Source organism: Peribacillus sp. NPDC096622 (genome assembly GCF_044762665.1).
Classification (GTDB): Bacteria; Bacillota; Bacilli; order Bacillales; family DSM-1321; genus Peribacillus; species Peribacillus frigoritolerans_B.
In genome coordinates, this window is sequence record NZ_JBIWES010000014.1 from 75,754 (window position 1) to 88,550 (window position 12,797).

6 protein-coding genes and 1 pseudogene are annotated in these 12,797 nt (G+C 39.4%); all 7 read right to left on the reverse strand.

The window, feature by feature from the left end:
- Window positions 1–466: 466 nt before the first annotated feature.
- A complete protein-coding gene (locus tag ACIQYG_RS21345) occupies window positions 467–1,039 on the reverse strand; it encodes a site-specific integrase (protein WP_194719377.1) in 573 nt (190 codons plus the stop codon).
- A 468-nt stretch (window positions 1,040–1,507) separates the two neighbouring features.
- On the reverse strand, window positions 1,508–2,491 hold the full coding sequence (uvsE, locus tag ACIQYG_RS21350; protein ID WP_402842148.1) for a UV DNA damage repair endonuclease UvsE: 984 nt from the start codon (window positions 2,489–2,491) through the stop codon (window positions 1,508–1,510).
- Window positions 2,492–2,670: 179 nt separating this feature from the next.
- Window positions 2,671–3,174, reverse strand: a complete 504-nt coding sequence (locus tag ACIQYG_RS21355) for a PCYCGC motif-containing (lipo)protein (RefSeq protein ID WP_402842151.1) — start codon at window positions 3,172–3,174, stop codon at window positions 2,671–2,673.
- A 392-nt stretch (window positions 3,175–3,566) separates the two neighbouring features.
- Window positions 3,567–4,256 carry a helical membrane plugin domain-containing protein gene (locus ACIQYG_RS21360; protein ID WP_402842154.1) on the reverse strand — a complete coding sequence of 230 codons (690 nt, stop codon included), beginning with the start codon at window positions 4,254–4,256 and terminating at the stop codon, window positions 3,567–3,569.
- Window positions 4,249–7,212: a formate dehydrogenase subunit alpha gene (gene fdhF / locus ACIQYG_RS21365; RefSeq protein ID WP_402842157.1), complete on the reverse strand. Its 2,964-nt coding sequence runs from the start codon at window positions 7,210–7,212 to the stop codon at window positions 4,249–4,251. The genes ACIQYG_RS21360 and fdhF overlap by 8 nt, the downstream gene beginning before the upstream one ends.
- 178 nt (window positions 7,213–7,390) lie before the next feature.
- Window positions 7,391–9,277 (reverse strand): annotated as a pseudogene (pulA, locus tag ACIQYG_RS21370) (type I pullulanase); the annotation flags it as partial.
- A 385-nt stretch (window positions 9,278–9,662) separates the two neighbouring features.
- Window positions 9,663–11,792, reverse strand: a complete 2,130-nt coding sequence (locus ACIQYG_RS21375) for an ATP-dependent Clp protease ATP-binding subunit (protein WP_402842160.1) — start codon at window positions 11,790–11,792, stop codon at window positions 9,663–9,665.
- Between the last annotated feature and the right edge of the window lie 1,005 nt (window positions 11,793–12,797).

Below are 12,797 nucleotides of genomic sequence, written 5' to 3' on the forward strand. Positions count from 1 at the left end.
AGCATTCTCTGCTTCGCCCCAATTATTACATGTTCTCTAACAATTGGGGTGAAGTTCAGATGGTGGAATCCTTTTTTTGACAGGAGGAAAAGGGGTGATAGAAGTTAACATAATATTATTATAGTACCCCATCGTGAAGACCCCTTACATTTTGATAACTACTGTTCCATTATTTATCCAATAAGTAAAATAACAGATATTCAGAAGTATAAATGTTTCTAATATATTGTTTGAAAAGAACTTCGGTTTTTTACGGAAACCCTACTGGATGATATCCTTGACAAAAAAAGACTATATTCTATTCTTTTTTTAGAAGTCACTCGATTAAGTTAATGCCCTGTCCAATTACTAGTAAAACCCGTTTCCTCTGTGCATTCAGATATATTGTCATAATGTTCGCACTGGAATAACTCCCTATTACAAGACTGTAATATCAATAAATGAATGATGAGTAATACAGGAGTTGTTAATAATAGAAATCCATTAATGTTTCGTCCATTAAATCCTGTGTGAGTCCTATATAAATCATCGTATCTTTGGGGTTGGAATGATTAAGGATTTGTTGCAGTAAAGCGATATCCTTGAATTTTTGGTAATGCAAATAGCCGAAAGTTTTTCGAAGGGTATGTGTACCGACATCTGGAATGTCTGCCATTTCAGCCGCCTTGTTCAAGACCCGATAGGCCTGTACCCTGGTGATTGGACCATTACCTTTTCGACTCGGAAATAAATACTGTTCATTTTTCAGATTCGATTTGCGGACATATTTCCTAACTTCCTTACGAAGTTGAGGATTGACAAGGAACCGCTTAATTTTATCTGTTTTTTGCTCCACAATGACTATATGCGTACCCTCAAGAATGTCTTTCACCCGCAATTGTAAAAGATCCCCTATACGTAACCCGATGTTTATCCCGATTGAAAACATCATATAATCCCTGTAGCTGCAATATTTTAATAGTGATTTTTTCATCTTTTCTATGTGATCCAACCTGCGTATCGGTTGGACATTTTTAATTCTTTGAGAGGTTGCTTGCATGATTGGCTCATTCCCCTTTCACCTTCTTTCATTGTACGTGAACAGGTTGAAAAAAGGCAAGTTTTATACATCTTGATAGGCTTATAAACCTTGATTTAACGCGCTTTCGAATGTATCAATAGAGGTCCTTTGTTACATTCAGAATATTCTTGTAAATCCTCCTATGAAACCCCTATAATCTATTCACTGCCATTAACCGCCTATATAGCCTCATAGAGCGATTTTAATTCAATCAGGAATAAAGACTCTATGTATTTCAAACAATAGCTTTAAAACCGCAATATGAAGGTCGTTTTTTTGTCATTTTTATGACCTTTGTAAAAAAATGTATAAATTATTATTCATCCTATCAATATTAGTAATGACTTCCCCTTTCCATTTATTACACATCCATACATTAACGATAATTGTGTTATGTAAACAACTTCATTTGATAAAGGGAAACGTATGCATCCCCTCTTTGTCAAATCATACCGATTGATTAATGAATATAAAAACTGGCATCATCTTGATCTCTATTTCTTTGTGACTTTTCAGCTCATCCATCAATTGGAAAAGTGCTCCATCCTTTTGTTTTGCTTCAATCATGCAATCGAGATGTGGTAAGCTTCCATTTATTCGTTGCAAAAATTCCATGAACATCCCAGTATCCACAAAGTCAGCGTGTGCTCGAAATTCTTTATCGGACCTTGGACTTGAAATATGCATTTTAGGAGGCAGCTTCGAATTACTCCATGTATTTAATATTCGATTCCAATGATCTTTCCAATCTTCACTTGGTAACTGATGTGCGAGGTAATGGTTATAATCAAAAACCATGGGAATCCCCAATTTCTCACATAAATAAAGGGTTTCAGACAAAGTATAGGTAGTATCATCATTCTCAAGAATGACCATTCTTTGAATCGAGTCAGGAATCAAACCCCAATTATGGATGAACTGCTCTAATGCCTGTACATGCTCGCCATAACCGCCGCCGACATGCAGAACACAGCGATGCTCGGGATCCACTCCCATTTTTTTTAATAACGTATGATGCATCCTTAATGTTTTTAATGATGTCTTCAGAATATCGATATTTGTACTATTCAAGATGACGAAATGATCTGGATGAAAATCTATCCTTATTTTTGGGTGGTTCGTTAGGAAAGTTTTTAATTTTGCCAGTTCTTCTGAAATTGGATCGATGTAATCCCATTCTGGAATTTCTGGATGATTGGCTAAAGGGATAAGCTTTGAAGAAAGCCTAAAGAACTGAATATTATTTGCTTCGTTATGAATCAGTAAACGCCAGCAATTATGAAGATTGGAAATTGAAATGAGTTCGAGCTTCCTTATCGCGGCATCCCTATCCTTAATTTTCGAAAACTGAGCAAAAGTCATCGTTTGGGATGGTGAACAATTTGGAACATGATTACTCATGGCTACATAACCAAGGCGGATTAATGTCAATGGGATAGCTCCTTTACGGTTTTATGGTTATTGGAAGTATTCCCCTTTGCAATCAATATTATATATGTAAGCAACCCTCCCTAAAAAAATTAAAAAATGGCCTCTTTCCGAATGAATATCGGGCAAAAGCCATTTTTCCAAATATCATTTTCACGCTAGAATTTCATGCTTTTTCCCCTTTACGCTTCAGGGGTCGGAGTCGGTTTGGCGTATCCACTTTTATACTTTTCATCGACTTTATTCCGGATCTCTTTGACGCTCATACCGTCATTAAAGTCCAATATGGATTGAGCAGCAATTTCTAAGCAAACTCCGCATCTTGTCCCGTGGTCATCCCAAACCACTTCACCATTTTTTTTATTTTCATGGATAAAACAATCATAATTATTCTTATGGTTAGCCGACTCTCCGCAACCGCAGTAACATGGTATTTTTTCTAGTAAATCTTTATTTTGTGCAACAGCTAAATAAATTGTCTTCATATCCTCTGGTTTTTCAGCTAAGAAATCCGGTGCTATTTCCTTACTGCCGGTCTCCTCCTGAAGATCCCCGGATACCGTATGCTCTGAATGTCCTTCATGATTGCTTTCTTTTTGAACAACACTTTCCTCTTCACTTGAACAACCTGAAAGTATTAATGAAGAACAGATCCCCAAAGTGATGGTCATTAATTTTAGCTTCATTTATACACTCCTTGATCAATTTGATACCCCCATTTTATGGCACTGAATGCGTTTATACAAGAAAAAGGATCCACCAAGTATCTAGACACATTACGACTTCGTGCATATTTTTAGAGTATTAACCACACTTTAAGAAAAACGCATGAGGTACCCTATTCTCACTTTTCACCCCTTTTTGATTAAGTGTGTGTATATGTACGGTTCACTAATGAATGACTTTTAATAGTTTAGTCAGAAATATATTACCTCACTTACCTTCCGAAAAAAGCCGATGATTCCCTCATCGGCTTAAATATTTTGGTGGAAATTCGTCACTATCATTCAGGATAAAATCCATATTGTTCACGATTTTACTAACATTTCAATATTCCAAATACGAACGACCGAGGTCCTTATTTCTTACTTTCGATAAAGTGAGCGGAAATGGTTACGAGGGAAACTCCTGCTGCAATCCAAAACCAGCTGGTGTTTCGTTTTTTTCCTCTTCCGCCTTTACTGGGTATACTTGATCCGTAGGATTTTCTGGACGTCGGCCGTTCTATGTCCGCTGTTTCATTCGTTTTATGCAAATGCTGATTCTCTGGTAATTGGGTGGTTCTTTCTAAATCGCTTGTATCTTCTCCCATTCCTTTAAGGAAGGTCATCAGAAAAGTCATCGCTTGTTTGACTTCTTGGTCATTCAAGGAACGCAGTAGAGCTAAATAGCTTGGCTTTTCCGGCGTTTTATCAGCTTCGGCCACACGGGCAATCCCTGAGTTGACTTTGAGGATAAGAGGTTCAAGCTGCTGAACATTCAGTGTCCCTAACGTTCCGAGTATGAGAAGGAGATTTTTCAGCGTATTTGCCGTTTCTGGGGTGTCCGCTGTTTTGACAAGAATGTTCAGCACTTTGTCCCCTTCCTTCAACAAGCTGTTAACCATTGATAATATCCCACGATCCTGCATGCCCTTCATGACTTCAAACGTTTCTTTAATCACTTCTTTATTTTCCAAAAGGGTTCGCTCGATATCCTCGAGTTCGATTCTTCTTCTTTCTTCATCGCTAATGCTGATTCGATTGATCACTCTTGTCGCTTTAGCCACGGTTCCTCTCCTCCTTTTTGATCTTTAAGAGGTCACCAGGGAAAATATAATCTTCGCGGGCCCATTTTTTTTGTACTTGTACACCCATCTGCGGTTGTGGATTCCCATTACGATGGTTGATGCTCGGTAATGGCTTGTCTCCTTTGACCGTGAGAACTTCCATTTTTACTTGAACTTCCTTATAGGCAGGAGTATCAGTATCTTTATCTGAATGACTGCTTGTCAATTGGTTGATTGCCCCGTCACCTGAATCATTCATCGGCAGATAAACTTCTTTACCTTTTACACGATCAGTTATCAGGCATTGCACTTTTGCATTTCCATACGGTGAAGTGAGCCGAACAAGAGTGCCATCCTTAAGTCCTCTTTCTTTTGCCAATTCCCGGGATACCTCAAGGAAGACTTTTGGAGTTTTGGAAGTGATGCCTTTTGATTTATATGTCATGTTTCCTTCATGAAAATGTTCCAATAAGCGGCCATTATTCACATGGATATCAAACTCATCCCCAAAGTCAATCGGTTTGGTCCATTTGACTGGAAATAACCTTGCTTTTCCATCGGGAAAAGGAAAAGCTTCCGTGAATAACAATGGAGTATCTTTACCATCTGAAGCAACTGGCCATTGAAGACTGTTATAACCTTCCAAGCGTTCGTAACTTACTCCAGTATATAATGGTGATAGTTTAGCTGCTTCATCCATGATGTCACTTGGATGACCATAATTCCAACCCGCTCCCAACGAATTAGCCACATTCATTATGATTTGCCAATCAGGCTTTGAGTCGCCAAGCGGTTCAAAGACTTGATACAGACGTTGTATACGGCGTTCGGTATTCGTGAAAGTACCTTCTTTTTCAAAGCTTGGGCTTGCCGGAAGGACGACATCCGCGAATTCAGCCGTTCTTGACAAGAAGATATCTTGTACCACAAAGAAGTCCAGTTTTTCAAATGCTTCATGGACATGATTGATATTCGAATCGACCAGACCCATATCTTCACCTTTTAAGTACATTGCTTTGATGGTACCTCCATGAATCCCTTCGACCATTTCATGATTATTAAGACCTGGGTTTTCTGGTATTTTTGCACCCCAGATGTTTTCATATTTCGCCCGTACCTTTTCGTCCGTTACTTTTTCATAACCTGGCAAGCGATCGGGCATACTGCCAAAATCACTGGCCCCTTGTACATTATTATGTCCGCGTAAAGGGTATGTACCTGTTCCAGGTTTACCGTAGTTGCCCGTTATGAGCAATAAATTGGAAATTGCTGTGCTTGTATCGCTTCCTCCCCCATGCTGGGTAACGCCCATGGCCCAAAGCGAAACAACGCTTCCCGCTTCATGAATGGCTTCTGCCAACGTAATTAAATCTTCCTTAGCTACGCCTGTTACTTTTTCTGCATATTCCAACGTGTACGGTTCTAAAGTCTTGATGTATTCTTCCATTCCATTTACACGATTTTTGATGAAGTCTTTATCTGTCCAACCTTTGTCGACGATATATTTAGTCACGGCCGATAGCCATATGATATCCGATCCCGGAGCAGGCTGGATGAATAGGTCGGAACGTTCAGCCATTTCATGCATTCTGATATCTGCCACTATCAACTTCTGCTTACCTAGTTTATGGGAACGTTTGATTCTTGTAGCCAAAACGGGGTGTGATTCGGATGTATTGGAACCTATGATCAATACAAGTTCGGACTTTTCGATATCCTTTATGCCTCCTGTATCTCCGCCATATCCAACCGTTCTGAATAGTCCTAAAGTCGCTGGAGTCTGACAATACCGTGAACAATTATCCACATTGTTGGTGCCGATGATTCCCCTTGCCAGTTTTTGCATTAAGTAGGACTCTTCATTGGTGCACTTGGAAGAAGTTATGAAAGCCATCGAATCCGGACCGTGAGAATCTTTGATTTCGCTGAATTTACGGGAAATCAATTCAAGGGCTTCTCCCCATTCAGCTTCTCTGAACGCATCCCCTTCTCTAATTAAAGGTTTTGTGAGTCTTTCATCACTATTCACGAAATCCCATCCGAATTTCCCTTTTACACAAGTTGAAATTCCATTTGCAGGTGCCTCCACTTGAGGTTCGATCTTAAGGATTTTACGATCTTTGGTCCAAACGTCAAAGCTGCATCCTACCCCACAGTATGTACAAACCGTTTTAGTCTTCTTGATCCTGGCATCCCTCATGGCGGATTCCATATCTGAAATCGCTAAAATCGAACCATAACCCGTTTCAACATTTTTTGTAATTTCTATCATTGGCCGAAGAGTTTGCTTAGCGATGCCGGTTAAAAATCCGGCTTCACCTTCCATCCCTTTTTCCATCATTGCATTACACGGGCAAACGGTGGAACAATGGCCACATGACACACATGAAGATTCATTGATTGGAACATCATCATCCCAAATGACACGCGGGCGTTGTGCTTCCCAATCAATAGTCAATGTTTCAGTGACCTGTACATCTTGACAAGCTTCAACACAACGGCCGCAAAGGATGCATTGATCCGGGTCATATCGATAGAATGGATTCGTCCGATCCACTTCATAGGGTTTTTGATCAAAAGGAACACTTTGATGATTTACCTTCATTTCCTTTACGGTATTGTGTATTTCACAAGTGCCATTATTATAATCGCAAACCGTACAATAAAGCTCATGGTTATACAATATCTTGTCCATTGCCATGACCTGCGCTTCTTTTACATCTGGTCCAACTGTATCAATTACATCCCCATCCTTGATCTTGGTGGAACAAGATCTTACTAGCTCTCCATTAACGCTCACTAAACATGTATCACATGTTTCGATTGGCCCTAGGCTAGGGTGGTAACAAACATTCGGGACTTCAATTGAGCTATCCGTCAGCATTTGTAATATTGTTTGATTCCGTTCCAGACTGGTCTCAGCACCATTGATTTTTATATGCACTTTCTCTGGCAAAATAATCGCTCCCCTCTTAAAAAACGATAAAATTCATCATTTGGTATTTTCTACCCTCACACAAATTTTCTCAAACTTGTGAAAGTAAATAATGGAAGAATTCATTTGACCAATTTCATATCAGAAAATGAACTAAAGTCGAAGTGAGACTTAGTATTCAGTCACTTCGACTTTATAATCATTGGTTAGAGTTTGCTTTCAACACAAACGAACTTAAGGGGGCAACGGTTATCTGACTCCCTTTAATCCTATCAATTTCTTGCAGACCCGCCCGCTGACCATCCACTAAAACGGACCAATTACCTTCGTGGGGAAGAGTAATGGTTATCGCGTCCCAATTTGCATTATGAATCACTGCCATTTTATAATCCTTATGTTTTAAAGTGAATGCAACCACATTAGGCGGAGCATCAATGAATTGTAGATGCTCATCAATTTCTTCGGGTGTGCTTAACCTAAAAACAGAATGATTTTTCCTGAGAGAAATCAGCCCTTTCATATACTCCACTTCCTGATCTAACTCCGCTCTCCTTTTCCAATCCAACCTGTTAATCCAATCCGAAGATTGATAGCTGTTTTCATCTCCATCTTTCGTGCGCATGAACTCTTGTCCAGCATGTATCATTGGAATTCCCTGTGACAGTAAGACAATTGCCGAAGCTAATTTATGCATCTGTTTCCGTTTTTCTTCTGTAGCATCTGGATTAGTGATGAGCAACTTATCCCATAAAGTATAATTATCATGTGCTTCAACATAATTGATCACTTGATCCGGTCTTTGATATGTTGCGATATCTTCATCATATTTCAAACCACCAGCGATGCCTTTTTTTATAATATCTTCCATTCCTGGTTTGCCATTCACGAATCCCTTATCATGTTCATTCATTACAAAGCCTTTTAAACCATCACGGATTGCATCATTAAAGTGAGCGATTCCAGGCATTTTAAAGGCATTCTTTTGATTTGCTTTCAGCTCTTTGGCCAAGGGGGTATCCATATCCCAGCCTTCGCCCAAAATAATGAGGGTCGGATCAATTTCTGACAGTGCCTTTTTCACTTCATTCATCGTTTCCACATCATGAATCCCCATTAAATCGAAACGGAAACCATCAAGATTATATTCCTTCGCCCAATAGGTTACGGATTCAACGATGAATTTGCGCATCATTTTACGTTCAGACGCGGTGTCATTTCCTACACCAGTTCCATTAGATAAGGTGCCGTCGGCGTTATAGCGAAAAAAGTAAGTGGGAACGAGTTTATGGAAGTTTGAATCCGCCACAGAATAAACGTGATTATAGACAACATCCATGATTACTCGTAACCCGTGGTCATGTAAACCTTGAATCATTTCCTTTAACTCCCGAATCCTGACTTTTGGTTGATACGGATCAGTCGAATAAGAGCCCTCGGGAGCGTTATAATTCTGTGGATCATATCCCCAGTTATATTGTGGTTCATTCAATTTCATTTCATTGACTGTAGCAAAATCGAATATCGGGATAAACTGAACATGGGTAACACCTAGATCTTTAATATGATCAAGACCCGTTTTCGCTCCTTCTGGACCTTTGGTTCCGACTTCAACTACTCCTGAAAATTTACCTTTATGATGGATTCCGCTTTCAGGATGAATCGATAAATCCCGTGTATGCAATTCATAAATGACTATGTCCTCAGCTTTTTCGAGAGGTGGTTTATCCCGTGTCCACCTTTCTGGGTTCGTATCAGTTAAATCTATCACGACCCCTTTAATGCCATTAACAGTAACTGCGCGAACATAGGGATCGACGGCTTCACTCCAGGTTTCACCCACTCTCACTTTATATGTATAAATCAATCCGTCCTGATCTCCGTTCAGCTCAATGGTCCAGGTCCCCTTTTCCGAACGAACCATTTGAATCTCCATTCCATCTGTATCATCCCAATGTTTATAAGTAACTAGCTTAGCTTCAGATGCAAGTGGTGCCCATAATCGGAATGCCGTTTTATCTTTAAGATAGGAATTCCCTAAATCTGTGCCTTCATAGAAATATAGATTATCCAATTCTGACGGGTTTATCGGATTAATATTGACAATCGGCAGGGATTCCAACTGATTTTCCGGTTCATCATCCATCGGTTTTCGATTATTTTTATTTTCCTCTTCAAAATAAGAAAGTGAATCTTTAATAGGTCATTCCTCCATTGAAATTCCCATTTTAGAACAGGAATTATTAATTTTTATAATCATGAGCGAATCTTCCATTATGTTATGATTCCACAGGCATTACCTATCAAAACATTCGATCTGCAAGTTATGCAAAAAATTCAGAAATCTATATTTAATAATCGAAAGTTCAGGTCATTTAGCTTGACCTTACTTATCGTTTAATGAGAATAATCCAAAAAAAGAAAAAAATGCCTCCATAACAGTTTTACGGTCTTGGAGGCATTTCTAGTACTCTTTATGGTGTTTTAATAATTTTCACAGAGGTATCTTCAACAATTGCAGTGAAGTCCTTAACTTCAGGCTGCTCAAAGATAAAGTCAGTGATGCCGTCTTCGAGCTGTTCTTGAAGAACACGGCGGAGCGGTCTCGCTCCGAAAGTTGGGTGATAACCGAGTTCAATTAGCCTTTGTTTCGCTTCATTGGTCACATCTAAAGATAAACCATTTGCAGCAAGTGTTTCTTCTAGCTCGTGAATCATGATATCAACGATTTGCAGAAGATCTTCTTTTTTCAATGCCGAGAATTCAATGATGCTATCGAACCGGTTCAAGAATTCCGGTTTGAAGAAGCTGCCTAAAGATTGTAGGATTGAAGCCTCTTCCACAGCTGAACTTGTACCGAATCCCATTACTTTTTGTTTCTCACCGACTCCAGCATTACTCGTCATGATGATCACGGTATCTTTAAAAGTAACGGTCCGGCCTTGACTGTCTGTTAAGCGTCCATCTTCCATGATTTGCAGGAACATATGCATTACATCCGGATGTGCCTTTTCGATTTCATCCAATAAGATGATACTGTAAGGCTTGCGGCGAACTTTTTCCGTCAATTGTCCAGCTTCCTCATGGCCTACATATCCAGGAGGAGAACCGATTAATTTAGAAACACTGTGTTTCTCCATGAATTCACTCATATCAAGACGAATCATCGCTTCCTTATCCCCGAACAATTCCTCAGCAAGAGTTTTCGCCAATTCGGTTTTACCGACTCCTGTCGGACCAACGAAAAGGAAAGAACCGGTAGGACGATTTTTGGATTTTAACCCTGCCCGACTTCTTCGAACGGCCTTGGAAACCTTTTTGACAGCCTCTTCCTGCCCGATTACTTTTTTCATCAGCTCCGCTTGGAGATGAACCATTCTTTCTTGCTCATCTTCTTGGAGCTTACCTACAGGAATACCAGTCTTTTGTTCGATGATATTTTGAATGTCTTCAACGGTAACGGTTGGCTTAATTGCATCTTCCCCTGCTTGCAATGACTTTTCCAGTTTTTCTTCTTCATCACGAAGAACGGCAGCTTTTTCATATGCTTCTTCTTTCAAGGCCATTTCTTTTTCTTTATAAATTTGCGCCAGTCGTTCTTTCATGTTTTCTACCTGGCCGTCTTCGATGGTCAAGTTCAATTTGGAACCAGCTTCATCCATTAAGTCTATTGCCTTGTCAGGCAGGAAGCGGTCTTGAATGTAGCGGTGCGAGAGTTCAACAGCCGCTTTTAGGGCTTCCTCACTATATGTTACTCCATGATAAGATTCATAACTATCCTTTAATCCACGTAAGATGACCAGTGCTTCTGCCGTTGTCGGCTCATTAACGTGTACAGGCTGGAAGCGCCTTTCAAGGGCACCATCTTTTTCAATTTTCCTATATTCGGATAAAGTGGTTGCTCCGACAAGCTGAAGTTCGCCGCGTGCAAGTGCAGGTTTCAAGATATTTCCTGCATCCATTGATCCTTCGGCTGAACCAGCGCCCACCAGTTGATGAATTTCATCGATGAATAAAATGACATTTTTTCTTTCCTGTAATTCACTGATCAATTGCTTCATTCTTTCTTCGAATTGCCCTCTAATTCCAGTATTCGAAACAAGGGACGCTACATCTAGCATATATACAAGCTTATTACGTAGTTTAACGGGCACAGAACCTTCAACAATCGCTAAAGCAAGACCTTCAGCAATGGCCGTTTTACCGACACCAGGTTCACCGATTAAAACTGGATTATTTTTATTGCGCCTATTTAGAACTTCAATGACGCGCTTGATTTCTTCATTTCGTCCGATTACCGGATCAATAAGTCCTGCTTTAGCAGCATCGGTCAAATTGCGGCCATACTCCTCAAGCAATCCTCCGTCCTCGCCTTGTTCAGCTGAATTCGGTTTTGGTACATTATTATAATTAAATGGATTGAATGAATTTGGAGTTCCGTTAAATTGGAATTTCCCTATATCCATTCCGCCCATTGCTGCTCCAAGTTTGTTTCTCTCTTCTTTATAACAAGTGGAGCACAGTTTCACATCATGCTCCTGACCATTCATATTTAGGTGAACTTGAATATTAGCTTGGTTTACATGGCATTTTTCACAAAGCATGTAGTACTCCTCCTTTAAAAAATTGAATTGAAAATCTTTGACCTTCTTTGACTTTCTGACTTTATTATACATTGACCTTCTTTGACTTTCAATAATTTTGTCTGGGATTTTTTTTGCAATAAAAAAGAAATTCCTTCGATTTGGTTTGCTTAGCATATTAAACTATCCATTTACAGTCAAATAAAATGATTCTATGAATGCTTCATATTATTGATTACCCAGTTCAGGGCTCGATAACCTACTCTATTCAACACAACACCAATTCATCTTTTTCAAGACTAATCATAGTCTTGTGAATATGACTCATCCACTCTTATTTTTAAAAACAAAAAAGAGACTTCATTAAGTCTCTTACAGTCTGTTTAGGGTTTGTACAATTTTTGAACCCTGATTTCCACTCCAGGCACTCGCTTTCAGCGGGCGGTCCGGGAGCCACCTCGGCGCCTTTGCGCCTGCGGGGCCTCCATTAGACTCGCTTTTCCCGCAGGAGTCTCGTACCTTACGTTCCAATCAGTGTTGTTTTAACTTTTAGATAAACACTTTAACCTACATAGTTTTTTGTGTTCAATAAGAAGTATTGAGGAAATAAGGATATTTTCTAAACATAATTCTATTTAGTGAAATCGACTTAAAAGGATTACTTTAAATCAATTGGTGCAACGATTTTGTAGTCGGACACAATGTATGGAAAGAAAAGATTATCAATAAGTAGTGACACGTCACATTTGGCAAGAAGACGAGAAAGAAGCAGACCATCTTCGGCATCTCCAAGATATCAACCCAATTAGATGCGAAACGCAAAGAAGATTTATCGGTATAAGTCTTCTCGTTCTCCATCACATGCCGTGTTTCCTTTCACAAATACCTGCTTTAATTACATATAAAATAAAAAAAGGTTTCGGAATGAAACTAAACTGTACCCTATGTAAAGGACATTTTTAAAAAAGGTTATGCCACTTGGAGAAGGTGATTTCTGTATTGAACAGGAGTCATCTTCTTTAAGTT